This window comes from Halomicrobium sp. HArcht3-1 (genome assembly GCF_058933345.1).
This window is the reverse complement of the sequence record NZ_JBZYDM010000009.1, coordinates 51,648-77,361: the sequence shown is the minus strand read 5'-3', so window position 1 is coordinate 77,361 and position 25,714 is coordinate 51,648. Positions and strand designations below refer to the sequence as shown.

Sequence of the window (25,714 nt, the reverse complement as noted above, 5' to 3'; positions counted from 1 at the left end):
CCTGTGGCATTTTTATCGTTCGACCCCCAACCACGCGTATGCGACCGGGTGTCGCGCTCGTCGTCCTCGTCGTGCTCGCCGGCTGTGGCGGCGTCACCGGACTGGACAGTGAAACCGCGACGGTGACACCCGCTCCCGTCCAGACCCCCGCCACGGCGACGCCCGAGGCGAGTATCCTCCCACCGGGCGTCAACGGCGACGGCGTCGTCAATGTGGACCGCCTCCGCCAAGCACATCGGACCGTCATCACGAACCAGTCCTACACGTGGGAGGCACGGAAACACACGACCGGCCGACGTGGCAGCCCAACGGGAACTGACATCCGGTACGTCGCCCGCGTCGCAAACGAATCGACGTACAACTACTGGACGAACCACCGCATCGTCTGGCGGAACGGGCGACCACGCTATCTGGGTAACTACTCCGAATTCGCGACTGCCTCGGCACGATACGTCTACTTCGAGGACACCGAAAACAACACCCAGTTCGACCGAACGGACCCCGCACCGGCGCGAGTCCGTGTGGGTCGAGTCACCCTCTCCGCGATCGACCGCTACCTGCCGGCGGCGAATGCGACGCTGACCGTCGTCCGCGTCGACGGCCAGCCGTACTACGAACTGCAGGGCAGCGGGATCGAGACACCGGTCGCACCGGGTGGCGTGGGGAACTACACCGTCGAAGCGCTGATCAGACCGGACGGACTCGTCGCGTCACTCGACGTTCGCTACCGGGTCGAGATGGCGAACCGATCCCGACGCGTCACCTACGAGTACGCCTACACTGACATCGGAACGACGACCGTCGACCGGCCGACGTGGGTCGAACAGCAGTGGCCGAACGACGACAGTGCGACGACCGCACGGGACCGCGTGAGCGGCCGCAGCCCCTCGATTTCACCGGTGACCCACTGATTTTTACCACCGCAGTCCTGTGTACAGAGCGTGAAGGCCCGACTGGTACTCGTCGTCGTCCTCGCGCTTACGGCCGGCTGCTCGGCACTGAGCGACACTGGTACCACGACCACAGTGACGCCAGCCCCGGTCCCACAGCCGTCGGAGCCGACGGCGACGAGTCCGCTCCCACCGGGTGTGACGGGGGCAAACATCACCAGTCTGGATCAGGTAGCACGGGCACACAGTCGGGCGACGAACGGCACGTCGTACGTCTGGGAGAGCAACTATACACGAACCCGGATATTCGGCAACGGGACGTACGTCGATTACACGCACCAGATCGCGACCGTCGAGAACCAGCGTGTATACACCTTCAGCACTAACCGCAAGAAGGCACCACGGGACGAACAGTTCACCTTCCTCGGGGCGTTCGACCTCTATGCCGATCCCACGGGTCGATACACGAGACTCGAATCGGGGCGAGCGTTCACCTACGAACGACTATCCCCACAGCCAGCACGGGAACAGATCGGGCGCCGCGCCGGGTCGGCCATCGAGCAGTATCTCACGGGCGAGAACGTGACTGTCTCTGAGACACGTGTCGACGGCGAGCGGTTCTACGAGGTCGTCGCGACGGACTACCCTCTCGGAGACGGGTACGGCATCCGAAACTACACCGCCCGCGCGCTCGTCTCGCCGGACGGCTTCGTACGCTCGCTCGATGCCAGTTACACCCGGACGCTCGAAAGCGAACGCCAGCGAATCAGCTACGCGTTCCGGTACTCGAAGCGTGGCAATGCGACCGTCGAAGAACCCGACTGGGTCGACCGACACTGGGCCGACGACGGGAATCGGATCACGCGCTCAAACGGTGCAACCGAGACCGGGTGAACACGGCGTCGGCTCACTCCGAGCCGACACGCGCCGGCACGATCTCACTCAGGTTCAAGACGTTGACCGATAGCTGTGTCCCCGGTTCTAGCTCGGCAAAGTCGAACGTTGCGGACCACGTACCGTCGTCCTGAACCGTCGGCCGTTTGACCTGCTGGAACGCCGTTTCGGTCGATCCAGTCACCGAGACGGTTATCTTCGTCCCGGGTGCGACGGTCGTCGTCCCGGAGATGGTCGCTTCCTGTGGTGGCACCGAGAGTTCCTCGCCCTCGAAATCGACGGTCGCGGTGCGTTCGATGACCGAAAACTCGGTTTCGACGCGCTCTTCCCCGTCCTCGGGCACGTACGGGTTCGCGTCCGTGATGGTGAACGAGGCGTTGTACGTCTCCCCGACTTCGAGCGTCCCGCTATCGACGAGCGCGAGGAAGCGGTCGTCCTCGGGGAACGTCAGTAGCGTGAGATCCGACAGCGGGACCCGATACGGTTCGACGTTTACCACATCGGCTTTCTCGATCACGAGCTCGTAACCGAGCGAATCGTCCTCGAACGCCGAGACGCTATCGAGTGTCGCGTACAGGCCTGTCATCTCGACGGCGAGGATGGCCCAGTCACCGGTCGCGACGGACTGGCGCTGTGTGGTCTGGTCGCGAAAGTCGCTCGTCGCTTCCGGTCTCGTCTCCCGGGGCGCGGTGGCGGCGGCGGCACTGCTCAGCGACCGCGGGGTGAGCACGAGCAGGGTCGAGGCTGCGACCTGCCCACCCGCCAGCGCCGCTATCGGATACGGTGCGAAATCGAGCGGAGCGGAGAGCTGTTCGGTTTCTCGCTCGACCGCGCGTATTTCGTCGTCCTCCCCCTCTGCGCTGACGGTCGTCCCGGACCCACGTCCCGCGACGAACGTATCGAACGCCACTGTCACCTCCCCGTCACCGTCGCCATCGACGGCCGTGAACGTGAGCACGAAGTTGACGGACTCCGATCCGATCCTGAGCGCCAGTTCCTCACGGCCACCCAGATCGACGGTGAACGTCGCCGTGTCCCCTTGCACGGCTTCGATGCGGTCCTGATCGAAGCTCGGCGGCTCCGGTTCCTCGGTCGGCTCCTCCGTCTCGGTCTCTGTCGGCTCGTCGGTTTCTGTCTCGGTTTCGGTCTCCGTGGCTGTCTCCGTCGCCGTCTCAGTCTCGACTTCGGTCTCTGTTGCCGTCGTCGTCTCGGTCGGCGACGGAGTGTCGGTCGCCGTCGCCGTTTGGGTCTGGGTCAGCGTACCGGCCGCGACTCTGATGACGCCGCGCATCGACGACGGATGGTACTGGCAGACGTACGACGCCATCTCGTCGCTCGCAGTGAACTCGACGGTCACCGTCTCGCCGCGCTCGCTCAGATCCGCACTCTCTACGACTGGCTGACTCTCGCCGTCCTGAACGACGAAATTGTGCGTCAGACCGTCGAGATTCTCGACGGTGACCGCGTACCGCTGCTCCGGCCGAAGTGTGATCAGGGGGTTCGTCACGTCGTTGATCGCTGGCGGTTCCGCGCCGACCCACCCCCTCGCCCGTGCACCGAGTTGGATCTCGGTGACCTGTTGGTTAGCGGTCGTGCCGAGCACGCCAGCCAGTGATGCGCCACCCACTGCCGCAGCCGAGAGAAACCGCCGTCGGCTGGTGGTGAGCGATCGATGCACCGAATCGGGATCTGACTGCGAGTCGGGATCGTGCATTGTCTCGAACGAGAGCGGTAGTACGAGTGGTGTACCAGCAGCGCCACCGTTACGTCCACCGGCTTCCGACTGTTCAGTACTACGAGCATTAGAATAAACGTCCCAGACCGTTGTCGCCGGTTTGGAGAGTACGACGAGATTACTGATCGACAAAGGCGAGATTGTCCGGGTGTGATTCGATGCTCACGTCCGGGCCGCGCTCACGACCTGAAAGCGCGAGACCGGGACGGCTCGAAGACGAGCTTACTGTTCGATGCTTGCCACATCACAGGCTGCACTACTGCGGAGAGTAGCCGGCGTCATCCCCGACGGACGTAGACGTCGGCGATCAAACGCCTCGCAGACTACTCTTCTCCTCTAACTCTTGGCGAAGACTACGACGTCGGCGATGAAACGGCTCGCAGACTACTCTTCGCCACACTGGAAGAAGACCGAGACTCGCCGATGAAACGGCTCGTTGGTCACTCTTCTCCTCTAACTCTTGGCGAAGACTACGGCGTCGGCGATGAAACGCCTCGCAGACTACTCTTCGCCACACTGGAAGAAGACCGAGACTCGCCGATGAAACGGCTCGTTGGTCACTCTTCTCCTCTAACTCTTGGCGAAGACTACGGCGTCGGCGATGAAACGCCTCGCAGACTACTCTTGGCGAAGACTACGGCGTCGGCGATGAAACGCCTCGCAGACTACTCTTCGCCAAGAACCACTCGCTCCGTCATCTTCTTCGGATCGAGCACTTCCTCGGCTTCCTCCTCGGTGAGATAGCCTTCGGCGACGACGACTTCCTTGACGGTCTTGTCCTCTTCGAGGGCCTGCTTTGCGACCTTGCTGGCCTTGTCGTAGCCGATGGCGGGGTTGAGCGCCGTCGCGAGGGCCATCGACTGCTCGACGCGTTCGCGGCAGTGCTCGCGGTCGGCTTCGAGTTTGGCGACGAACTTCTCTGCGAAGACCTCGCTGCCGTTGGCGATCAGGCGCGCCGACTGGAGGAAGTCGTTCGCGAGTACGGGCTTGTAGAGATTGAGGTCGATCTGGCCCTCCGCAGCACCCGCTGAGACGGCGGCGTCGTTGCCGACGACCTGTTTGTGGACCTGATTGACCGCCTCGGCGACGACGGGATTGATCTTGCCGGGCATGATCGACGAGCCGGGCTGATTCTCGGGCTGATCGACCTCACCGAGACCGTTGCGTGGGCCGGAGGCGAGCAGGCGCAGGTCGTTGGCGATCTTGTTGAGGCTGCCGGCGACCGTGCGCAGTGCGCTGTGGGCCTCGCTCATGGCGTCGTGAGCGGCCTGTGCCTCGAAGTGGTTGTCGGCTTCCCGGAACGCGATGCCGGTCTCCTCTCCGATGTACTCGGCGGCTTTCTCCGGGAACTCGGGATCGGTGTTCAGCCCCGTCCCGACGGCCGTGCCACCGAGTGCAAGCTCTGCGAGGTGTGGACGCGTGTTCTGGACGCGGGTGATCCCCTTCTCGATCTGGGTCCGGTAGCCCGAGAACTCCTGACCCAGCGTGATCGGTGTCGCGTCCTGCAGGTGGGTGCGGCCGGTCTTGACCACGTCGTCGAACTCGTCTTCTTTCTCGGCGAGCGCGTCCAGCAGCGTGCCAAGCGCCGGAAGCACGTCCTTCTCGACGGCTTCCAGCGCGGCGACGTGCATTGCGGTCGGGATCACGTCGTTGCTGGACTGGCCGTAGTTGACGTGGTCGTTGGGATGGATCGACCGCGTCCCGACCTCGCCGCCCGAGAGTTCGGTCGCGCGGTTGGCGATGACCTCGTTGGCGTTCATGTTCGAGGACGTGCCAGAGCCGGTCTGGAACACGTCGACGGGGAACTGATCGTCGTGCTCGCCGGCGATCACTTCGTCGGCCGCCTCGACGATGTAGCCGGCCGTCTCCGCGTCCAGCTTTCCAAGGTCCTCGTTGGCCTGTGCGGCGGCCTTCTTGACGACCCCGAGCGCGCGGACGAATCGTCGCCCGAACGTCTCGTTCGAGATCGGGAAGTTCTCGACCGCGCGCTGGGTCTGTGCGCCCCAGTACGCGTCGGCCGGCACCTGCATCTCTCCGAGACTGTCGCGTTCGGTCCTGAATTCGTCGGTCATGACACGTGGATCGTGGCTCGGAGACGCGTAAAACCCACCGCTTCGACGCCGGTACAACCGTCGAGTGAGACACCGACGCCGGGTTTGATGGTGTCGGCGGCCGACCCCTCCGCTATGGCACGAGACAACCCACTGTCACTGGCGTTCGAACTCCAGCGCAAGGCTGTCGAACAGAGTCACGAAGCGCTCACCCGGAGTATGGAGTTCCAGCAGCAGGTCAACGAGTCGCTGCTGTCGGGCCTGGAGAGTCAGGCCGAACTGAACCAGCGCGGGGCAGAAGCCACCCGCGAGGCCCTGCACGACTCGCTGGACACCATCGAGGAATCGGTCCCCGGATCGACCGAGGGGATCGAACAGGTTCGCGCAGCCATCGACCAGCAGTTCGACGCCATCGAGGAGGCCGGCGACGAGGCGCTGGAAGCGACCGAGGCGGGCATCGAGAGCGCCGAAGAACTCTCCGAGTCCTACGTCGACTCCGTGGACCAGCAACTCGACGTGCTGCTGTCGGCCCACGAAGACCTAGAAGAACAGTCCGAAACGTTCCTCGAAGAGACCCGGTCACAGATCGAGGAGCTACAGGAGACGGCCGAGGGCGACTTTTCCGAGCAACTCGAAGAACTGCAGGAACGCGTGACAGAGATGCAGTCGAAGCTACAGCCCTGAGCGACGGACGGAGAGCGATGGAGAGAGTCACTGTCGACACTGAGGAGTCCGCTCGTGACTCGGAGACGCTGGTTCGTGACCGCTTCACCGAATCGCTGGGGACGACAAACGTCGCGATCAATCACTATCAGGTGCCGCCGGGCGAACGACTCGCAGGCCTGCACGCCCACGAGGATCAGGAAGAGATCTTCGTCCCCCTCGACGGTGCCATCGCTTTCGAAACGCTCGATGGTGAGCACGCTGTCGAGGCCGGCCAAGCGGTCCGATTCCCACCAGGCGAGTTCCAGTCCGGCAAGAACGACGGGACCACGACGGCGAGCGTGCTGGCGATCGGTGCGCCACGGGACTCCGACGCGCTTCGTGTTCCCGTGGGGTGTTCGTCGTGTGGACACGACAGAATGGAGCCGCGAGTGTTCGACGCGGGACCACATCTCGTCTGTCCCGAGTGCGGGCACGAATCGATCGTCGAGTGCCCGGACTGTGGTGGCGACGACGTGCGTGCAGAACTGACAGCAGACGGTGAGACGCCCGTGTCCGTGTGTCAGGACTGCAAAGCGACGTGGGCCGACATCGATCAACACTCGGGCGGATAGTACCCGGTCGGAAGGTCGTCACAGTAATCGGGATAGTCGTCGTCCCCACCGCTCTCACCACCGTCGTTGCCGCCACTGTCCCCGCCGCCACTGTCCCCGCCACCACCGCCAGAGTCGTCATCTGCCGGCGTGTCGGTCGGGGTTGGGGTCGGCTCCGGGTCCGGCTGGATGACTTTCGACGCGGTGTCTGAGTCTTCGCCGCGGGTCACCAGTAGCTGGAGTTCGTACGGATTCGTGTTGTTGAACGTGATCTGGACGCTGTCGCCGGTCCCGATCGTCGAGGGCCGGGAGCCGCTCGTATTGAGCCACTCGTACTCGACGGTGCCCGGATCGCTCGCGAACTGAGCGGTGTACGTTTCGGTATCACCGACGGTCACGTTCGTCTCCCCGCCGATCGACACGTCGAGGGGGACCGGCGTCGGCGTCTCCGTTTCGGTCTCCGTTGCCGTCGGCGTCTGTTCTGGGTCGGGCTGGATGACCTTCGATGCGCTGTCGGAGTCCTCGCCGCGGGTCACCAGTAGCTGGAGTTCGTACGAGTTCGTGTTGTTGAACGTAACGTCGACGCTCTTGCTGGTCCCGACCGTCGCCGGTCGATCACCGCTGGTGTTGAGCCACTCGAACTCCTCGGTCCCGGTCTCGTGATCGAGATCGGCCGAGTACGTCCGCGTTTGGCCCACCGTCACGTCGGACGGGCCGTCGATGGCGACCGAAAGGTCTGGGACGGTGGACCCCTCCGTGGGGACGACGGTCGTACTGTCACCGGCGGTCACGTCCCCGTCGCCGTCCATCGCCTCGACGCCGACGGTGTAGCTGTCCGTACTCTCGAACGTGACGGTGTGGGTCTTGCCCGTGTCGATCTCGGAGCCGTACTGCGTCCAGGAGTAGGACACCTCGCCCTCGGCGTTGGTCGGTATCGCCTCGAACGTGCTCTGTTCTCCGACGGTCGGATTCGCCGGGTCCTCGATGGAGACCTCGAGCGTGTTCGGGTTCTCGACGGGGACGACGTGCAGGTGGTCGACCGCAACGGCTCGGTTTGTCGGGGGCGTGTCACCGGTCGGAACCAAATTTGACCCGGATGCACCGTAGTTCGCCCGGACGACGAGATAGAACGGGTCCAGTCCGACGTTCATACTGGTGCTGTCGCCCGATCCGACTTCGGTTCGATCCTGACACCGCCGTTTCTCCCAGGTCAGATCGACCGGGCCAGGCGCGTTCTCTGTGGTAGCCGAGAACGTACACTCCTCGTTGTGGTACGTGTCTTCGGGCGGGTCGATGGTAACGGCGAACTCGTTGTTCTCGGAAATATTACAGGAATCGTCCGATTGGGGTGGTCGCTCGGTGGACAGTCCCGCTGTGGCGACATCGTCGACGAACGCCGTGAGGATCGCATCGAGGACATCGACGTGGTGGTCATCGTCATCGTCGTCGATACCGCTCAGGTCGATATCGATCTTGTCACGGGGCACTGACAGTCCGGAGCCGGGATTGCGGTTCGCACACGCGGCGATGGAGTAGCCGTCGTCGCGACACCGCAGGACCGAGAAACAACCGGGAAGAGAGCCGTGATGCTCGACGTACTCATTGGCGGTTCCCCACCCGAACCCGTAACTAGGATCCGGTTTCGAGATCTCGGTCATTTTCTTCACCGCGGATGAGGAAAGGATATCCCCGTTCGTGGCTGCATCGGCGAATTCGAGTATCTCGGCCGGTGACGCGACCCAGCTACCGTGTGGGAGCGAACGTGCTCTGACGAGATCACGCCCGTACGGCTCCTCGTCGGAATCGTCCGCGATCGTTTCGTGGTAGGCCACCTCTCGATCGTGGCGGTCCTCGCGACTGTCTCCCGCAACATCGAAGGCTGTCACACCACAGTTTGCCAGGACCGCTGTCTGCGTGAACTGCTCGTAGCTCTCCCCGGAGACCTGTTCGATGATCGCTCCGAGGAGCATGTAATTGAGGTTCTCGTACTGGTAGCCATCAGCGTAGTGCGGAATCGTCCCGGGATTGTACGCGAATTCCATGTCGTCGAGGACCCATTCGATGATTTCCCGGCGGCTCATCGCGTGTGCGCCGTCGTTCGGAACGTGACACTCTTCTGGATACACGGCGTCGAAGCTGTCCTCTCCGGTGCTGTACTTCGTCTGATCGGAGTCGAAGCCACTCAGATGCGTGAGCAGTGACTCGACGGTGACACGGTTGGGGTCCGCGGCTGGGACGGTGTCGCTGAACGTCGGGGTCCCGTAGTCGGCGGGAAGCAATCCGTCGGAGCCGAACACGGGATCGTCGAGAGCGATCTCGCCGCGGTCGACGAGGGTCATGACCGCCGTTGCGGTGATCGGCTTCGAGAGACTGGCGATCCTGAATCGATGGCAGGACGTGAGGTCGACCTGCGTCCCTCCGATGACACCCGCGCTTCCGTACCCCTGTGCGAAGACGTTCGACGAGTCGTCGGACAGTGCCACCGAGAGTCCGGGCACGTCGTAGTGCTCTCGAAACGTCGTGATCCGGTCTTCGAGATCGGCGGCTGGCCCGTTCGATTGGCCCGACACGCTCCCCATCGATCCCACGGCGACCCCCGTCGCCGCGATCGACTTGAGGACTCGCCTGCGAGTTTGACAATTATTATTCTTCATGAGGTTGTAATCAAATAATAGTTATTAATATTTTATGCCAGCTCTAGAAGGTGTAATGTACAACCACCATCTGACCTGTGTTGCTATCGGCCCACTCTCCTCAGCCTTCGTCACCAACCGAACTGTTAGAACCCGGAACCGCAGAATATGCCGACGTTAGGTCCACTTATCCAGCCCGGTCTGGACGACGCTCTCCTCGATGCGTTCGAAGCCGCGTTCGACCTCGCTGGCGTCGACCTCCCACTCCTCGGTGACGTAGGTGCGGGCGGCATCGAGGTCGGGGGAGACCGTCAGATCGAGGTCGTAGTCGTCGGTGACGGTCGGGTCGAGGAACATCCCGCGGATGCGGTCGGCGTGGTCGATGTGTTCGTCTCTGGCTTCCAGCGCGCCCCAGAGGTCGCCGTGGTCTTTCACGAGTGTGATCGCCGTCTTCGGGCCAACGCCGTCGATACCGGGGTTGAAGTCAGTCCCCATGAGAATCGCCGCGTCGACCAGTTGCTCCCACGTGATGCCGTGGTGGTCCAGCGTCGCCTCGAAGTCCATCAGCTCGGGGTCGCCGCTGCTCGTGAGCTGTCGCAGCGTCAGTGGCGCGCCAAGCAAGAGCGCGTCGTAGTCCTCGGTGCCAACGTAGTCGACGGCTCCCTGTCGGGCCATGTGGGCGGCCTGTGCCTCGCCCTCGGCGGGTGCGTCGATGATCGGCACGTCGAGACGGCGGAGTACCTCCCGCGTCGTCGTCAAGATCGTGTCGGTCAGGCGCTGGGTCTGTGAGTCGAGGCGCGAGACCGCTTCCGCATCGCCGCGCTCGCGTGCGTCTTCGAGTTTCGCTTCGCGCTTCTCGCGTTCCTCGCGTCGCTGTGCGACTTCGTCCTCTTTGAGGTCGGCGACGCTGCCGTCGAAGACGAACACCGGCGTCAGGTCGTGCTCGAAGAACTTCGGGAGGCCCTGTACGACGCCGATGAGGTTCGCCACCTCGGCACCGTCGGCGGTCGTGTACTTCGCGTCACTGGTGAAGCGAACCGTCGTCGTGAGATAGCGATAGAGCCAGTTGTGGGCGTCGACGGCGACGACGCTCCCGGACACGTCCTCGAACGTCACGTCATCGATCACGGCCAGCGATCGCAGATCAGCGTTTCCCATCGGCCCGAGGTAAGGACGAGTGGGGTTTGAGGCTACCGACTGTCGATCTGTGCGGTCGGTCACGCGCAGAGAAAGCGGTGTCTCCCACTCAGGTGATCCAGTTACGTCTCTGAACACTGCGGGTCGATTGCCACGAACTTTATTATCGCCCCAGTCGCAACTGAATCGTATGGCAACGGGAACGCTACGACGGTGGCAGGACCCGGAGTACACCGGTGCGAACCGCTGTCTCCCCTGTACACTCGTCAACAGTCTAATCGCAGTGGTGCTCGCTGGGGGTATCGGAACGGCGGGCGTGATCTGGGCGACGCCGACGGTCGGTGGCGTGGCCGGGGGCCTCGCCCTGCTCGTCTCGGCTGCGAGTATCTACTTCAAGGGGTATCTGGTGCCGGGAACACCGACGCTGACCAAGCAGTATTTCCCGCCGTGGTTGCTCGACGCGTTCGGAAAAGCCCCGGAACCGGCGATGGGAGGGAGAGAGTCGGCCACGAATCGGGATCGACACCAGACGCCCGAGGAGACGCCCGCAGAGCCACCCGAGGAGATCGATCTCGAAGAGGTCCTTGTCGGGGCCGGTGCGCTGGAACCATGTCAGGGCGGGGCCGACCTCTGTCTCACCGACGCCTTTCGTGAATCGTGGCACGACCAGATGGACCAGATCGAGCAGCAGGACGTGGGCCGCGAGCGACTGCCGGCGCTTCTCGACATCGCCGCCGAGGACGTGACCGTCGAAGAACACGGCGAGGCGTTCCGTGCCAGAGTGGACGGCCAGTACGTCGGGACGTGGGAATCGCGGGCGGCGTTCGTCGCCGACATCGCCGCCGCGGACGTGTTGAGCGAGTGGCTGGACGACTGGGACGGGGTCCACGTCGCCCACCGCGGGCAGTTGCTCAACGGGCTTCGACTGTTCCTGACGACCTGCCCCGACTGTGGGGGCGACCTCGCCTTCGGCACCGACACCGTCGAGTCCTGTTGTACGACGCGAGAGGTCGCTGCCGTCTCCTGTGAGACCTGTGAGACGCGACTGTTCGAGTCAGACGCCGTCGCCTGAGGCGGGCACTGCGACGACCGACGGCGGATCGGTATCCTGTTTGCGGGACAGAAACGACGCTTCTTCGGCGGAGAGGTCGCGGTCACGATAGCGATCCAGCCCGGACTGATAGGTCGCTGTCGACCGGTCACCCGGCCACGCGAGGACGAGTTCGGCGATGCCGGTGGTCTCGCCCGTGAAGGCAAAGCCGGCGCGGTAGCCCGCTTCGTAGGCGAACGGATTGTTGACGGCGATTTTGACCCGGTCGTATCCGCGCGTGGCGGCCCGCTCGCGCGTGAACGCGAGGAGTCGCGGACCGATGGCCTCGCCGCGTCGCTGCTCGTGGACGGTGACGTAGCGGAGCCACAGCGTCGAAGCATCCGTCCGGTCGTCGTTGAACGCGACCGCTCCGACGACCGTCTCGTCCTCGCGTGCGACGGCTTTCCCGGTCGAGGACATGACGAACTTGCCGGCGTAACTAAAGGTGCGGTAGTCGAGTTCGAGTGTCGGACCGTCCGGTGCCCACCCGAGCAAGGCGAACTCCATGCTCGGCGTTGGGACCCCGCCGGCAAGTACGCGATGGTCCCCTACAGGTCTCGTGAGCGGGCGATGTTGCGCAGCGTCCCGCCACAGGACTGACAGCGCCGTCCGGTCGGAGCCTCGACGCGGGCACCACATTCGAAACATTCGTACAGTTCTTCGACTCCCTTTGACAATTGCGGCCTCATATTCCGTTCTTCTCACCAGAAGCATATGATGTGTGTCCTAAAACTAATTATATTCTCAATACGTCGGCCGGAGACGGCTACACGTTCGGTCAGTTCGTCACCGCAGACGGGTGGGACGGCTAAGTGCCAGTGGTGCGAACGGGACGCCGTGCACGGAGATGCCGCAGTGTTCGACCGGTTCGCGTGGGCATACGACCGCGTCATGCCCCCGGCAGACGCCGAGGCGCTCGCATCGGGACTTGCTCGGGCCGAACGACCGGTCGAACTGGTCGTCGACGTCGGCGGTGGGAGCGGGCGGGCGAGTCGGGCAGTGGACGCACCCCGACGAGTCGTCGTCGACGCGGCGCGGGGCATGCTCGAACAGGCGAGGAGACACGGTCTCACCGTGGTGCAGGGCGACGGGGCGACGCTGCCGATCAGAGACGGCCGTGCGGACGCGGTCGTGATCGTCGACGCGTTCCACCACCTCCCCGACCGTGGGGGTGCCATCGCCGCGGCCGCTCGCGCGCTCGCGCCAGGGGGCGTACTCGTCGTCGCGGACTTCGATCCGTCGACGCTCAGGGGCCGTGGACTCGTACTTGCCGAACGACTCGTCGGCTTCGATTCGCGATTCGACACACCGGCACAGATGCGCGACCGGATGAGAGACGCCGGTCTCGCGCCGACGACCGTCACGGACGGGTTCGGCTACGTCGTCGCCGGTGTCCGTTCGACCGACGTGTAGGAGAAAACGGGAGAACAAAGACGCTGGGGGACCGACCGTCGATTATGTCAGCCACGTCGTCGCTTCGCTGGCGGGTCGACCTCGAACCTTCGATCGCCGCGCTGGCCGTCGGTGACTTCTTTGCGGTACTCGTGTTCGTGGTCGTCGGTGAGATCACGCACAACGTCGACCCGATCGCACAGCCTGGGCGCGTCCTCGGGGTGTTGGCTCCCTTCCTGCTGGGCTTGCTACTCGTCGCCCTGCTGGGTGGGCTGTACACACGAGACGCGATCAGGAGTCCCAAGCGCGCGGTATCGCTCATCGTCCCGGCGTGGATCGGTGCCGTGTTGATCGCGCAGGTGCTCAGGGCGACGGCCTTTTTCCCCGGGAGCGCGGCCGTGACGTTCGCGCTCGTCTCGATGGCGGTCGGTGGGTTGCTGCTGGTGATCTGGCGATCGATCGCTTCGGTCGTCCTCTAGGTGGCGACGTGCCGGCCCCACGCGGCGCTCTCTGTCGGTTCACGGTTTGATAAAAACGACGGAGAGTGTCCCGTACGAAACGGTACTGGGATCGACCGGGGGAGACCGATCCCGCCGCCTCACAGGGACAACGTCCAGCGGTGCCATGCCCGATTGGAGAGTGTCCCGGAGGGATCGTCTACTACTCGCCCGAGCTACTGAAGATTGCCGACGTCGAGTGCCACTGTCGACTGGATCCACGCCTGGTGGTTCTCCCGGTCGTAGATCACGAACTCGTCGTCACCGATAGTAAGTTCGGCGTACCGCCGAGACTGATCGTCGTTCGTGGCGCCCGTCACGTCATCCGTGGCATTCGTACTCATAGTGTCACGGGGGAGCAGTAGGATATGCCTCTGTCCCTCCATATATCGGTAGGTCGTGATACAACTTAAACACGACCCCCCAGTTATCACGTCGAATAATCCGGCGAATGCGCCCGCTAACTGCCCCAAAAGGGATTATCAGAAAAGAAATTTTGCGAAAAACAACGAAATCTCGCGCAGACCCGGCGGTGGCAGGGCGGTTGTTCCACCACCAGCGCAGAACTGTTAGTCCCCGAATACCACGCCACGGCGACCCACAATTCGAACAGGCCGTCAGCGGCACGCGCAAGGGGTTTTAGGCCTGTGTAGCCACTCATAAGTTATAGAGATAATTCCTATTACAATCTGAGGAAGTACAGAGTGCCTACATAGAACGTTATCAGAGAATTATGGGAAACACTTATGAGGGTATTCGACTTATTAATGAGTATATTCATGACGGGCTACTACGATCTTGTACTCGGCCTCATTCCACTCGCACTGGCAGGGATCACTGGCGCACTCACCGGCTTTGCGAGTCTCGAACTGACGACCGCTATCCCGCTGGCCTCCCTCGTCGCCGTGGCACTGATCGGCCACGCGATGTTCGTGCGTGCCCCCGTCGACTCGCCTCCGACCACGGCGACGACCTCCGAATCGTTGCAGGCTGCCGACTAGTCGACTGGTCCCGTCACGACGTTTCATATCCCGCCCCCACAAACGGGTGAGCATGGCAGACACCGAACAGACGACGCGCTTTTTGACGAGTGACGACGTGTCCGGGCTCGCGACGATGGCTGAGTACGTCGAGGCCGTTCGGACGGGCTATCGTGACCGTGGCCGCGGCGCGCCGGCCGAACCCCGGACCACACTGCTCTCCGAGTCCCCGCCGGGGATGCTCACCGGCTATTCGGCGATCCTCCCCGATGTCGGAGCGATGGGTGGGTACACGTACGCCGCCGGGTTCGGCGGTGAAGATGCCCACTTCGTGCTCCCGCTGTTCGACGCAGCGAGTGGCGACCCGCTCGCCGTCTTCGACGGGGCGTCGCTGAACCCATTCAAGACCGGTGCGACCGGTGGCGTGGCAATCGACGAACTCGCCCCGGCACGTGCCGACGATCTGGCGCTGTTCGGGAGCGGACCGCAAGCCCGGGCACAGCTCAAAGCCGCCGCATCGGTGCGTGAACTCGAACGCGTCGAGGTGTACTCGCCGACGGGCGACCACCGGATGGGCTTTGCCGCGGAGATGAACGAGCAACTGGACGCGACCGTCGCCGCCGTCGCATCACCCTCGGCAGCCGTCGAAGGGGCCGACATCGTCGTTACGGCGACGAACGCGAGCGAACCGGTGTTCGACGGATCGATGCTCGAACCGGGCACCCACGTCACGATCATGGGGCAGTACCACCCCGAGAAACACGAGGTAGATGCGGAGACGATCGAACGCGCGACCTACATCCCCGACCTGCGTGACCGCGTGATGAACGACGCCGGGTCGTTCATCAACGCCGTCGACGAGGGTGCTGTCACGGAAGCGGACATCCACGCCGAACTCGGCGAGGTCGTCGCCGGCACGTCGCGCGGGCGGACGAGCGACGACGAGATCACGCTGTTCGACAGTGGCGGCACGGCCATCGAGACGGTCGCCGCTGCGAAGATGCTGTACGACCGTGCCATCGAGACGGATCTGGGTAGCGAGATCGAGTTTGCGCCCGCCAGTGAGGCACTCACCGGACGATAAAACAGACGGACAGTCCTCGGAGCGTCGCTCCCAGTTAGAGATACGGGCCGAGACCGAGCGCGTCGATCAATGTGATCCCGCTGGCGAGCGCGCCGACGAGGTAGCCGGCGATCGTACCACCGTTGAGCAGCGGGAGTCCGGCGTGGGCACTGCCTTTCAGAACCATCCGCATCAGGAATGCCAGCCCGACGAACGAGCCGATCATCGCGGTCAGGGCTGGCAGCGGAATCGAGAGGACGGTCTGAATCCCATCGGGTGCGAAGTGGGCCGCACTGGCGACGAGCACGGTCGGGATAACCACGTCGCCCAGTCCGATAAAGAGCGCGTCGCGGTCGAGCGGTCCCTGGTCGGCAGCGACAGTCTCGGCGTCCGGTGCCTGCTCGCTTCCGTCACCGTCCGCGACGGCTTTTCCGGTCCCCCCGTCGGTGTTTGCGCCCGTTCCGTCGGTCTCCTCGTCCGCCGTCGGATCCGGCGTCTCGGCGTCGAGGAACGAATACGACGGCGACAACGGGATCACGAGCACGACCGGGACCTTCAGGTCCATGACGCCGTTGGCGAGGGTAAGCATGTGCTCGGTGCCGTAGACGCTGATGGCGTCGTAGACGGCCAGCACTGTCAGCAGGATGAGCGCCGGCAACACACCGAAGCTGATCCCGAACATCCCGGCACCGGCCGCCCCCATCAGCGCCCCGGCGGTGTCGATGACGTACCACTCGGGGTAGACGTACAGTGCGACGCCGATGACGACCGCACCGACGAGTGCGATGACGTTGACACCCGCGACGAGCGGGGCCGGCGGGACGAGCACGCTGAAGACGTACAGCGAGAGCCACGCCCCCGAGCCGACGACGAGCAGGCGGATCAGTTCGTCGACGCCGAGTTTGAACGCCGCGAGCATCACACCCGTCGCGACGAGGATGGCGAGGACGTAGTAGATGCTGTTGGTCGGGTCCTGTGGGTTCTCGACGGGCTGGTACACCTGATCGAACGGTTCGACGAGTGCGAGCGCGGCCAACTGGACGAACAGGAAGATCGCGGCGACGATCCCGACCCCCAGTGCGGCGCGCTGTCGCTGCTCCATGCTCGGAGACTCCGTCGCCGTGGGTATCAGGATTTCGGAGCAGCGAGCGGGGCTGGCGGGCCAAAAATCACCGGGCGTACAGGCGCTGGCCCACCAGCGTTGGCAGTCGAATGCCGTCAGTCGGCGTGACCGCGACGTAGGGCCGGTCGACCGGGCCGAACACGTCGACGATCGACCCCGCCGTGTCGAGGTCGTCGGTGACGACTTCGGAGCCGACGCTCGGGTACTCCTCGTCGGGACAGCGAACGATCGCGAGGCCCTGTGCGATCCGAACCACTTCGCCGACGCGCTTCATCGGACGATCACGCCCGGAGTGCCTGCATGTACGCGGCGACGGCACCGAGCAGGTCGCTCTTGCCCGCGTCGTCGGCGTCTTTCACGAGGACGCGCCCGCGAGCCTCGTACTCTCGTGGATACGTCTTATCGCGTTCGATGACGGCGTCGTAGCCGACTTGCTGGACGGCTTTCGCGATCTCGTCGACCGTCGGCTCGGAGACGGCCTGCTCCTGTGGCACGCGACGCCCTTGCTTGCGCGTCAGGTCCGCGTCGAGCGCGGCCGGCCAGATGACGTTCTCGACCATACAGGGAGTGGCGCGGCGGGCCTTATGTGCCTTTCCGACGGACGGCGAGCAGCAGGGTGCCGACGAGCGCCAGCAGGGTCACGGCGACGCCGAAACCGGGGCCGTCAGCCGACGTGGTCGCGGTCGGCGTGTCGTTGGCCGTCGTCGCGGTCGCCTCAGCGGTTGCCGTCGGGGTTTCGGTTGGCGTGTCGGTCACGGTCTCCGTCGCCGTCGTGGTTTCGGTGCTCGTCGCGTCGCTATCGGCCAAGGCCTCGGAGTGGAACGCCTCGGCCAGCGTCTCCAGTGCGATCACGAACCGCGGTGCCGGCTGACTGAGGTAGTTCGCGTCGACGCGGACGATCTGATTTTCCTGCATCGCAGTCGTCTCGTTGTAGGGCGATCCGCTGGGAGCGGGGGCGCCGCTCTGGAGGACGATCCATTCGGGATCACGGTCGGCGACGAGTTCGGGGTTGATCTGGACGTACCCCGAGAGTCCGGCCGCCGCGGCGATGTTGTCCCCGCCGGCGGTGTCGATCAGATCGTGGATGTGCGTGTCGTTGCCGGTGGTGTAGCTGTAGGAGTAGTAGAGAACGCGTGGGGAGTCTCGGTCGGCGACTGCGTTTTCGACCTGCTCGACACGATCTTGCATCTCCGTGACCGTCTCGCTCGCGCCATCACAGTTGCCGGTGAGGCGACCGATAGTCTCGGTCTGCTCGATGATCCCGTCGATGCTCTCGACCAGCGGGAAGTGATACACCGTCAGCCCGGCGTTGCGGAGCTGTTGGATCGTGCTCGAACGAGTGACGTTGGCCGCGAGGACGATGTCGGGGTTCGAACCGACGACCGCCTCGACGTTGGTCGATCCGTCACTGTTGGCGACGTTGGTCCGCCCCTCGGTGTCGTTGAGGTAGGACGTGTACTGATTCTGTGGCATCGCGACGACCTGTTCGCTGGCACCGATCTCCCACATCGTCTGGGCGTCGCTTGGCTGGAGTGTGGCGACGGTCTCCGGTGCCTCCTCGATGGTCATCTCGGTCCCGGTCGTGTCGGTGACAGTGTACGGATAGTCACAGGACGACTGAGCCGTGTTCGCGCTCGCTGGGGCTATTCCCGGTCCCGCAGCGGCCGTCAGAAGCAACAGTGCGACGACGGTGAGTGTCCGCGTAGCTTTCATCGTGTGGCCGCTCGGACCGTGTACAATAAATACTTGACTACTGAAAGTGTGATTGATACCGTGTCGAACAGACGATTGCCGGTTCTCGCAGGACTCCTCGCGGTGCTTGTCCTGACGGCCCTGACGAGCGCGACCACCGGGCCGATCCCGATCGATCTACCCACCGTAGTGAAGGCGACGATCAACGCCGTCGCCGTCCCGGTCGGTCTCTCCCTCCCAGTCGAGACGGGGACCGTGTTCGGCGTTGGGATTCCGGTCCCGACGCCGTCGGTCACCTACGTCTATCCGTTCGACTTCCCCGTCGCCGAGACCAACGAGATCATCGTCCGCCAGATCAGGCTCCCGCGGATCGTCCTCGGGGCCGTCGTCGGGTTCGCGCTGGCCGCCGCCGGGACCGTCATGCAGGGGTTTTTCAGGAACCCGCTGGCCGATCCGTCGATCATCGGCGTCTCCTCCGGGGCGGCGGTCGGTGCGGTCGCCGCCATCGTCTTCGCAATCGCGCTCCCGCTCCCGGTGATGGCCTTCGTGGGGGCGCTGCTGGCCGCTTTCGCCGTTTACGCCATCGCCACCCAGAACGGCGAGACGCCGGTCGCGACGCTCCTGCTCGCTGGCGTCGCGATCCAGACGTTCCTCGGTGCCGTCATCTCCTTTCTGCTCGTCCAGTCGGGCGAGAGCCTCCGCGAGGCCGTGCTCTGGCTGATGGGCCATCTCCACAACAGCACGTGGGCAGAAGTCGAGGTGACGTTCCCGCTCGCCGTGCTCACCGTCGGCGTCCTCTATGCCTACGCCCACGACCTCAACGTCTTGCTGATGGGTGAGGCGGACGCACACGCGCTGGGCATCGAGGTCGAGCGGACCAAACGACTCCTGCTCGCACTGTCCAGTATCGTCACCGCGGCGGCCGTCGCGGTGGCTGGCGTCATCGGCTTCGTTGGGCTGATCGTCCCACACGTGATGCGACTGCTGGTCGGTCCCGATCACCGAATCCTGCTCCCCACGAGCGCGCTCGCGGGAGCAACATTCCTGGTCGCCGCCGACACGCTGGCGCGAAGCGGCGCAGCGGAGATTCCCGTCGGCATCGTCACCGCCGCCGTCGGCGCACCCTTCTTCCTGTATCTCCTTCGCCGCCGGGAGGTCCACACCGTATGATCGAAGCCGACGGCGTCAGCGTCGCGCTGGGTGAGGTCGAGATTCTCGACGACGTGTCACTCACCGTCGAGGCCGGCGAGTTCGTCGGTCTCGTCGGTCCCAACGGTGCCGGCAAGACGACGCTGCTTCGGACGATCAACGGTGCACTCGCCCCCGACAGCGGCAGCGTGCGCGTCGACGGCGACCGGATGGCAGACCTCTCATCGCGTGCGGGAAGTCGACGCGTCGCGACGGTGCCACAGGACACGAGCGTCAGATTCGCGTTCAGTGTCGAGGACGTGGTCGCGATGGGCCGGACGCCCCACCGCGAGCGCTTCGGTGGAAGCGACGACACAGCATCCCACGTCGACCGGGCACTCGACCGAACCGACACGGCGTCACTGCGTAACCGACGGATCAGTACGCTCAGCGGGGGCGAACGCCAGCGCGTGTTCGTCGCCCGGGCGCTCGCACAGGACGCCCCGGCGCTCGTCCTCGATGAACCGACGGCCAGCCTCGACATCAACCACGCGACGGAGACGCTCTCGCTGGTCCGGGACCTCGTCGACGAGGATCGGGCCGTGCTGGGCGCGATTCACGACCTCGAAGCCGCCGCGCGGTTCTGTGACCGACTGGCGCTGATCTCGGACGGCCGAATCGTCGCGGCTGGCTCCCCGACGGAAGTCCTCACGACCGACGCACTCGCGGCGGCCTTCGACGTGGAGAGTGTCGTCACGACGAACCCGATCACGGGAACGCCGACGGTGACGCCGCTTGCTAGCGCCACAGCGGCCAGCCGACGGGTCCACGTCCTCGGGGGCGGCGATGTCGGTGCTCGCGTGATCGCCCGACTCGACGCCGCCGGCCACGAGGTCACCGCCGGACCGCTCGTCGAAGGTGACACGGCGCTCACCGTCGCGGAGACACTCGACGTGCCCGCCGAAACGGTTCCGCCGTTCGCGACACTCGACGGCGACTCGCTGGCGGCGGCGCGCGAGCGGATCGGTGCCGCCGACGTGACGGTGCTCGCCGACCTGACTCTCACGCCGTCGAACACGTACCTCGACCTCGCGACACAGGCCTCGGGGCTGATCGCCGTCGAGACCCGGCCACTCTCGGAACGCAACCACGCCGACGAGCAGCGTAGTCGCGAGTACGAGCGCCTCACTGCCCGAGCGACGCACGCGTCGGTCGAAGACGTGGCAACGACCGTCGCGACCACGGAGCCAGACCCCGTTCGACACGTCAGCCACAGAGAGATATAGACTTACAAAGGACCACCTGCAAGGGGTCGAATAATATGGTGAACAAGGCGATCGTCGGTATTCTCGTTCTCATCGTTCTCACGTCTCTGGGCGTGGGTGTCCTCATCGGGACACAGCTAGGGGGTGGCAACGCTGGGGCACCCACCGACGGTGCAGACGGCGGTGACGGGTCCTCGACCGACACAGGCGGTGCAGAGACGCCGGCCACAGACACGGCCGAGACAGCGGCCAACGGTACGGCGACCAACGCGACCGAGACGCGAACCGCCACGCCGACAGCGACGGTGACCCGAACCGCGACCCAGACTGCGACGCCCACGGCGACGGCGACACCGACACCAACGGCGACGACAATCCCACCAGAGAACTTCAGTGCCGAACAGATCGAAGTCGAGATGTTCGAGCAGATCAACCGCGCTCGGGCAGACCGCGACCTCGAAGCGTTCATCAACGGGACGACGACCTCGAACCGGGTCACGCAGATGGCCCGAACCCACAGCAAGGCGATGGCTGCAGAACAGCGCGTGTCGTTCGCGACCGAGAACTACTCGAACGCCGCCCAGCGCTATCGGGGTGCAGAACTGTACGACCGATGTAAGTATCAGGACCCCGATGAGGGGTACCTCGACGAACCGGACAACAAATTCCAGGCAGTCGGGCGGACCGTCGCCGGTCAAGAGTATCTGGTCGACGGTGAGACCCGTTTCAACGGGAACGAATCGGCTGTCGCGACCGCCATCGTCGAGAACTGGATCGACTCCACGACGTACCGGCGACCGCTGTTCAACGACGGGACGGAACTGATCGGCATCGGCGTCACGATTACCGACGACAATCGCGTGTACGCCTCGGCGGCGATCTGCGCGTAACGATACCGACTTTTCCCTGTCGTCGGTCCTGCAGTGACGGACCCACTCGACAGTGGCGACTGTGGGTCCGCCCCACCGATACTGTTATGTGTTACCAACACCCATGAAAGAACGGTTACGGATCATGACAGACACTGTCGTCGACTGGATGAAACCCAACGATGGAGACATCCTCGCGACGCTTTCACGAACGGGACCGGAGTACGGGCCAGTGATCGCGTACCAGCTAGACATGGACAACGCCGAGTTCGAACTGTACTGCGATCGCCTGACCGAGAACGGCGTGCTCGAACGCGTCTCCGAGGAGCCGCTGTATCGCCTCACAGCGCGAGGCGAACTGATCGTCGACCGTGATCCGGGGTCGACACGCGAGCGACTCGCCATCGAGTAGTCACTGGACAGCGGCGACAGTTCACTCTACGAACGTCCCCGTCGTGCGGTCGAACGAGAAGACGGCGACAATAATCCGTATCAGTTCGACCGCTTGCGCTCCCAGAGGACCTGTGCAGTCATCGTCAACACCGGCCGGTCCGACTCGTCCACCGTCGTCACGTCGACGTGGACCAGGCCCCGCCCCTCGTCCCACGGCTGCTTGTCGACGATCTCGGTCTCGACGGAGAGTGCGTCACCCGGCCTGACCGGCTCACGCCACCGAAGTTCGTCGACGCCGGCCGCACCGAGCGCCCGAGACTCGCTGATGTAGTTATCGACGAGGAGCCGCATCGTCATGGCTGCCGTGTGCCAGCCACTGGCGACTAGCCCGCCGAACATCGACGACGATGCCGCCTCCGGATCAGTGTGAAACGACTGTGGATCGTACTGCTGGCCGAACGAGACGATCTCGTCACCCGTCACTTCGTACTCGCCGAACGACATCGAGTGGCCGATCGAGAGGTCCTCGAAATAGTCCATACCGTATCGAGGACGGCCAGGAGAAAAAAGGTCCACGCCCCGGTTGGAGTGGGTCGTTACTCGTCGGCTGCGCTAGTCTGCTGATTTTCGACCCAGTTCTGATACTCGTCCTGGGGCAGCACGCGGACCGTCCCGAGCATCCCGGAGTGGCCCGAGCCACAGTATTCCGCACAGTAGAGCTGATAGGTTCCGGGTTCGTTCACCGTCGTCTGGATCACGTTGTGCTGCCCGGGCATGGCGTCCTGCTTCAGACCGAGCGACGGAACGTGCACCGCGTGGAGCCAGTCTTTCGACGTAACCGAGAGCCTGACTGTGCGGTTGGCCGGGATCACCATCTCACCACTCGTACTCAGTCGGTTGTCGGCGCTGTACTCCTGGGAGGTGTTCGCGGCCGTGCCGTTGTAGTTGAACGTCCAGAAGTACTTCTGGGCGACGACCTCGACTTCGACGGGTTCCTCGCTGGTGTCCAGCTGTTGCGTCGAGGACGCCGTGACCATCGGTTCGGCGAGCACCTGATAGGAGGCGACGCCGACGAACAGGAGGATGATCGCAGTCGCGATCGTCCAGGTGATTTCGAGGCGGCGGTTCTCCATCGTCGGCAGCGGATCGTCGTTTTTGCTGAATCGCCAGACCGTGTAGATCAGGATGCCCTCGACGAGCACCGTGATCGGGATGGCGACGTACAGGAGGTTCAGGTTGAGCCCCCAGATGAGTTCCGACGTCCGTGAGGCAGACGTCTGGGCCGCAGCGGGCTGTGCGAGCGCAGCGAGCACCACTGCACCGAACAGCGCGACGAGCCCGACTCGATGTCTCTTCATGCGTATTCGCCGCTTAGAATTTCGTATGTAAATAGCTGCTGTCTTCGATCCGGTGTGGGCAGTGTCCGTGCCGTGATACGGCCCCTGCCCGCAGTATATGGGGAGTGAAACGGCGCGACCGACGCGGAAAACGCGGGGTCTAAGTGGAGTGGGGCAAAGACCTAGACAAGAGTGATTCGTACGATGGAACGTCGTCGCCCCCAGTTCGCGACCCTGCTCGCAGCCAGTGCGATCGGTGTGTACCTGCTGGTCGTCGCCGGGGCGACGGCGTCGATCGCAGAGGTCGTCCACTCCTGTTCGACATGGCCGACCTGTGAAGGTGCCGTCCTCGGCGACATGGATCTGCTCGTCGCCTGGACGCACCGACTGCTCGCTGCAGTCGTCGGCCTCCTGATCGTCGTGGCAACGGTCAGCGGCGTTCGAGCCGGTGCGAGCCGGCGAGTACTCGCCGCGCTGGCTGTCGGTCTCGTGCTGTACCCGGTCCAGATCGCGCTGGGCGCGTTCGTCGCCACGAGCGGTGCCGAGATGGGACTGCCGGGTGCCCACCTCGTCGCCGGAATGGCGATCTTCGCCGCTCTGATCGCGGCGCTGGCGTGGCAACTCGAAGCCGAAACGGGCAGCGACGACGAGACGCCGGTCAGCGAGACGGTGGACGTACCCGACCTGTCCGAGGAGCCAGCAGACGAAGCGAACGAGACCCCTCCCGCCACTGCCCTCTCTACCCGTGAACGACTGACTGCGACGGCGTTCGCGTACTTCCGACTGATGAAACCGCGGCTGATGTGGCTGCTCTGTCTCGTTGCCGGGGCCGGGATGGCACTCGCTGCAAGCGTCGGTCACGACCTGACGACCGAGACTATCGTGTTGACCCTCGGCGGTGGCGTCCTCTCTATCGGTGCGTCGGGGACGTTCAACCACGTCCTCGAACGAGACATCGACAAGCGGATGGACCGAACGTCCGACCGACCGGTCGCCACCCACCAGCTACCAGTCCGTAACGCGCTCGTCTTCGGGCTTGCGCTCGCGGCCGCCTCGCTCGCGCTGTTCTGGGCGGTCAACGTCATCGCGGCGGCGCTCGGACTCGCTGCGATCCTCTTTTACAGCGTGGTTTACACGCTCGTACTCAAACCCAACACCGTCCAGAACACCGTGATCGGGGGCTTTGCCGGCTCACTGCCGGCTCTGATCGGCTGGGTTGCCGTCACCGGTCGCTTCGACCTGCCGGGGCTGGCACTCGCCGGTCTCATCTTCCTGTGGACGCCGGCCCACTTCTACAATCTCGCACTGGCGTACAAGGAAGACTACGCGAAAGGCGGCTTCCCGATGATGCCGGTCGTCCGTGGGGAGACCGAGACGCGTAAACACATCGTCTACTACCTCGGGGCGACGCTGGTCGCGGCCGGTGCGATGGTCGCAATCACGCCGCTGGGGCCGCTGTATGCCGCCTCGACGGCGCTGCTCGGAGTCGTCTTCCTCTGGACGGTCGTGCGCCTCCACCGTGAACAGACCGAGCAAGCAGCGTTTCGGGCGTTCCACGCGTCGAACGCCTACCTCGGGACCGTACTGATCGCGATCGTCGTCGACGCACTCGTGCTATGAGCACCACCACGTACCAGCTCGATCGCTTCGAGATTCGCAAGGACACCGTCCTGTGGGGCGTTCTCTTGATCAACACGGAGCTCCTCCTGTTGCTCGGCTATCAGCTCCTCTCGAACAACGTCGTCTCGGAGATCACGTCGGCGATCATCCCTTTCGTCTGGATCAACCTCGCGCTGTGGGTCGTCACCCGTACCGATCTGCCGTCGGTCCCATACCGGACCCGCGTGACCGGAATCGCAGTGGCGACGGTGTATTTCGGACTGCTGAGTTACTTCGGTGGCCTGTGGGCAGTCGGTCCGTCGGAATTTGGCTGGCGATTCGCAGTCGATCTCGCCACGCCGTCGCCGGGCTGGACGCCGATCGTCCACCTCGACACGGCGCTGTTCCAGATCGACATCATCTTCTATCAGTTCGTCGGCTACCTCGCGCTTGGCTATCTTGTCTACGCGTCGATCCTCGAAACCGCGGGCAGTGCCGTCGCCGGCGTCCTCGGACTGCTCTCGTGTGTGTCGTGTAACTGGCCGCTCTTCGCGACGATCATCACGAGCGTCTTCGGCGGGTCGACGGCGCTGGCCGACGCAGTACTGAACAATTCCTACACCGTCTCGACGGCCGTCTTCGTCGCTACGCTCGCCTTACTGTACTATCGACCGGGCTGGAAGCAGTAGG

The 25,714-nt window shown here is 64.2% G+C and carries 28 protein-coding genes; 15 read left to right on the top strand and 13 right to left on the bottom strand.

The genetic code is table 11. The features are described 5' to 3' along the window. The first annotated feature begins 38 nt into the window (after positions 1-38). Together AC5FRW_RS15110 and AC5FRW_RS15105 are read left to right on the top strand one after the other, a co-directional pair. Positions 39-911 (top strand): hypothetical protein, encoded by an 873-nt coding sequence (locus tag AC5FRW_RS15110; protein ID WP_493569295.1) that lies wholly within the window; start codon positions 39-41, stop codon positions 909-911. Positions 912-941: 30 nt separating this feature from the next. Then, a complete protein-coding gene (locus AC5FRW_RS15105; protein ID WP_493569294.1) occupies positions 942-1,784 on the top strand; it encodes a DUF7537 family lipoprotein in 843 nt (280 codons plus the stop codon). Between the two features lie 13 nt (positions 1,785-1,797). Here the strand turns inward: AC5FRW_RS15105 and AC5FRW_RS15100 are convergent, their stop codons facing one another. Continuing rightward, positions 1,798-3,498 (bottom strand): BGTF surface domain-containing protein, encoded by a 1,701-nt coding sequence (locus AC5FRW_RS15100; protein WP_493569293.1) that lies wholly within the window; start codon positions 3,496-3,498, stop codon positions 1,798-1,800. A gap of 686 nt (positions 3,499-4,184) precedes the next feature. Continuing rightward, entirely contained in the window at positions 4,185-5,591 is a 1,407-nt protein-coding gene (locus AC5FRW_RS15095; protein ID WP_493569292.1) for a class II fumarate hydratase, read from the bottom strand. Between the two features lie 114 nt (positions 5,592-5,705). Here AC5FRW_RS15095 and AC5FRW_RS15090 point away from each other — a divergent pair, with 114 nt between their 5' ends. Together AC5FRW_RS15090 and AC5FRW_RS15085 are read left to right on the top strand one after the other, a co-directional pair. After that, positions 5,706-6,254: a hypothetical protein gene (locus AC5FRW_RS15090; RefSeq protein WP_493569291.1), complete on the top strand. Its 549-nt coding sequence runs from the start codon at positions 5,706-5,708 to the stop codon at positions 6,252-6,254. Positions 6,255-6,271: 17 nt separating this feature from the next. Continuing rightward, positions 6,272-6,847 carry a cupin domain-containing protein gene (locus AC5FRW_RS15085; RefSeq protein ID WP_493569290.1) on the top strand — a complete coding sequence of 192 codons (576 nt, stop codon included), beginning with the start codon at positions 6,272-6,274 and terminating at the stop codon, positions 6,845-6,847. Here AC5FRW_RS15085 and AC5FRW_RS15080 read toward each other — a convergent pair. Continuing rightward, the gene (locus AC5FRW_RS15080) at positions 6,829-9,480 is read right to left on the bottom strand and encodes a serine hydrolase (protein WP_493569289.1); all 2,652 of its coding nucleotides are present in this window, start codon (positions 9,478-9,480) and stop codon (positions 6,829-6,831) included. The two genes, AC5FRW_RS15085 and AC5FRW_RS15080, sit on opposite strands and share 19 nt — an antisense overlap. A 156-nt stretch (positions 9,481-9,636) precedes the next feature. Beyond that, positions 9,637-10,617, bottom strand: a complete 981-nt coding sequence (gene fen, locus AC5FRW_RS15075) for a flap endonuclease-1 (RefSeq protein WP_493569288.1) — start codon at positions 10,615-10,617, stop codon at positions 9,637-9,639. Between the two features lie 169 nt (positions 10,618-10,786). Here fen and AC5FRW_RS15070 point away from each other — a divergent pair, with 169 nt between their 5' ends. Further along, positions 10,787-11,668 carry a DUF8054 domain-containing protein gene (locus tag AC5FRW_RS15070; RefSeq protein ID WP_493569287.1) on the top strand — a complete coding sequence of 294 codons (882 nt, stop codon included), beginning with the start codon at positions 10,787-10,789 and terminating at the stop codon, positions 11,666-11,668. Here the strand turns inward: AC5FRW_RS15070 and AC5FRW_RS15065 are convergent. Together AC5FRW_RS15065 and AC5FRW_RS15060 are read right to left on the bottom strand one after the other, a co-directional pair. Next, positions 11,651-12,193, bottom strand: coding sequence for a GNAT family N-acetyltransferase (locus tag AC5FRW_RS15065; RefSeq protein ID WP_493569286.1), 543 nt, complete (start codon positions 12,191-12,193; stop codon positions 11,651-11,653). The two genes, AC5FRW_RS15070 and AC5FRW_RS15065, sit on opposite strands and share 18 nt — an antisense overlap. Positions 12,194-12,234: 41 nt before the next feature. Further along, complete coding sequence (locus tag AC5FRW_RS15060) at positions 12,235-12,375, bottom strand: rubrerythrin-like domain-containing protein (RefSeq protein ID WP_493569285.1); 141 nt, start codon at positions 12,373-12,375, stop codon at positions 12,235-12,237. 202 nt (positions 12,376-12,577) lie between these two features. Between AC5FRW_RS15060 and AC5FRW_RS15055 the strand changes: the two genes are divergently transcribed. Continuing rightward, positions 12,578-13,099 (top strand): class I SAM-dependent methyltransferase, encoded by a 522-nt coding sequence (locus AC5FRW_RS15055; RefSeq protein WP_493569384.1) that lies wholly within the window; start codon positions 12,578-12,580, stop codon positions 13,097-13,099. A gap of 44 nt (positions 13,100-13,143) precedes the next feature. Next, positions 13,144-13,557 (top strand): DUF3054 domain-containing protein, encoded by a 414-nt coding sequence (locus AC5FRW_RS15050; protein ID WP_493569284.1) that lies wholly within the window; start codon positions 13,144-13,146, stop codon positions 13,555-13,557. A gap of 194 nt (positions 13,558-13,751) precedes the next feature. Here the strand turns inward: AC5FRW_RS15050 and AC5FRW_RS15045 are convergent, their stop codons facing one another. Beyond that, complete coding sequence (locus tag AC5FRW_RS15045) at positions 13,752-13,919, bottom strand: DUF7331 family protein (RefSeq protein ID WP_493569283.1); 168 nt, start codon at positions 13,917-13,919, stop codon at positions 13,752-13,754. Positions 13,920-14,354: 435 nt separating this feature from the next. Here AC5FRW_RS15045 and AC5FRW_RS15040 point away from each other — a divergent pair, with 435 nt between their 5' ends. After that, a complete protein-coding gene (locus AC5FRW_RS15040; protein ID WP_493569282.1) occupies positions 14,355-14,576 on the top strand; it encodes a DUF8015 family protein in 222 nt (73 codons plus the stop codon). 52 nt (positions 14,577-14,628) lie between these two features. Beyond that, complete coding sequence (locus AC5FRW_RS15035) at positions 14,629-15,639, top strand: ornithine cyclodeaminase family protein (RefSeq protein ID WP_493569281.1); 1,011 nt, start codon at positions 14,629-14,631, stop codon at positions 15,637-15,639. A gap of 34 nt (positions 15,640-15,673) precedes the next feature. Here AC5FRW_RS15035 and AC5FRW_RS15030 read toward each other — a convergent pair whose 3' ends face one another. From AC5FRW_RS15030 to AC5FRW_RS15015, 4 genes are all read right to left on the bottom strand, one after another. Beyond that, on the bottom strand, positions 15,674-16,720 hold the full coding sequence (locus AC5FRW_RS15030) for a presenilin family intramembrane aspartyl protease PSH (protein WP_493569280.1): 1,047 nt from the start codon (positions 16,718-16,720) through the stop codon (positions 15,674-15,676). Positions 16,721-16,787: 67 nt separating this feature from the next. Beyond that, a complete protein-coding gene (locus AC5FRW_RS15025; protein ID WP_493569279.1) occupies positions 16,788-17,015 on the bottom strand; it encodes an H/ACA ribonucleoprotein complex subunit GAR1 in 228 nt (75 codons plus the stop codon). 7 nt (positions 17,016-17,022) lie between these two features. Beyond that, positions 17,023-17,301: a signal recognition particle subunit SRP19 gene (gene srp19, locus AC5FRW_RS15020; RefSeq protein WP_493569278.1), complete on the bottom strand. Its 279-nt coding sequence runs from the start codon at positions 17,299-17,301 to the stop codon at positions 17,023-17,025. A gap of 22 nt (positions 17,302-17,323) precedes the next feature. Beyond that, entirely contained in the window at positions 17,324-18,454 is a 1,131-nt protein-coding gene (locus AC5FRW_RS15015) for a PGF-CTERM-anchored ABC transporter substrate-binding protein (protein ID WP_493569277.1), read from the bottom strand. A gap of 60 nt (positions 18,455-18,514) precedes the next feature. On the opposite strand from AC5FRW_RS15015, the gene btuC reads away from it, so the two are divergent. The 4 genes from btuC to AC5FRW_RS14995 all read left to right on the top strand — a co-directional run bounded on the left by btuC (position 18,515) and on the right by AC5FRW_RS14995 (position 22,107). Continuing rightward, positions 18,515-19,603 carry a vitamin B12 ABC transporter permease BtuC gene (gene btuC / locus AC5FRW_RS15010; protein ID WP_493569276.1) on the top strand — a complete coding sequence of 363 codons (1,089 nt, stop codon included), beginning with the start codon at positions 18,515-18,517 and terminating at the stop codon, positions 19,601-19,603. Continuing rightward, a complete protein-coding gene (locus tag AC5FRW_RS15005) occupies positions 19,600-20,847 on the top strand; it encodes a heme ABC transporter ATP-binding protein (RefSeq protein WP_493569275.1) in 1,248 nt (415 codons plus the stop codon). The genes btuC and AC5FRW_RS15005 overlap by 4 nt, the downstream gene beginning before the upstream one ends. Positions 20,848-20,882: 35 nt before the next feature. Beyond that, the gene (locus tag AC5FRW_RS15000) at positions 20,883-21,716 is read left to right on the top strand and encodes a CAP domain-containing protein (protein ID WP_493569274.1); all 834 of its coding nucleotides are present in this window, start codon (positions 20,883-20,885) and stop codon (positions 21,714-21,716) included. Between the two features lie 124 nt (positions 21,717-21,840). Then, positions 21,841-22,107: a winged helix-turn-helix domain-containing protein gene (locus AC5FRW_RS14995; protein WP_493569273.1), complete on the top strand. Its 267-nt coding sequence runs from the start codon at positions 21,841-21,843 to the stop codon at positions 22,105-22,107. A gap of 80 nt (positions 22,108-22,187) precedes the next feature. On the opposite strand, the gene AC5FRW_RS14990 is transcribed toward AC5FRW_RS14995, so the two are convergent. Continuing rightward, the gene (locus AC5FRW_RS14990) at positions 22,188-22,628 is read right to left on the bottom strand and encodes a MaoC family dehydratase (RefSeq protein ID WP_493569272.1); all 441 of its coding nucleotides are present in this window, start codon (positions 22,626-22,628) and stop codon (positions 22,188-22,190) included. A gap of 56 nt (positions 22,629-22,684) precedes the next feature. Next, the gene (gene coxB / locus AC5FRW_RS14985) at positions 22,685-23,446 is read right to left on the bottom strand and encodes a cytochrome c oxidase subunit II (RefSeq protein WP_493569271.1); all 762 of its coding nucleotides are present in this window, start codon (positions 23,444-23,446) and stop codon (positions 22,685-22,687) included. A gap of 183 nt (positions 23,447-23,629) precedes the next feature. Between coxB and cyoE the strand changes: the two genes are divergently transcribed. Then, complete coding sequence (gene cyoE, locus AC5FRW_RS14980) at positions 23,630-25,045, top strand: heme o synthase (protein ID WP_493569270.1); 1,416 nt, start codon at positions 23,630-23,632, stop codon at positions 25,043-25,045. After that, the gene (locus AC5FRW_RS14975; RefSeq protein ID WP_493569269.1) at positions 25,042-25,713 is read left to right on the top strand and encodes a DUF7546 family protein; all 672 of its coding nucleotides are present in this window, start codon (positions 25,042-25,044) and stop codon (positions 25,711-25,713) included. The genes cyoE and AC5FRW_RS14975 overlap by 4 nt, the downstream gene beginning before the upstream one ends. Position 25,714: the final 1 nt, after the last annotated feature.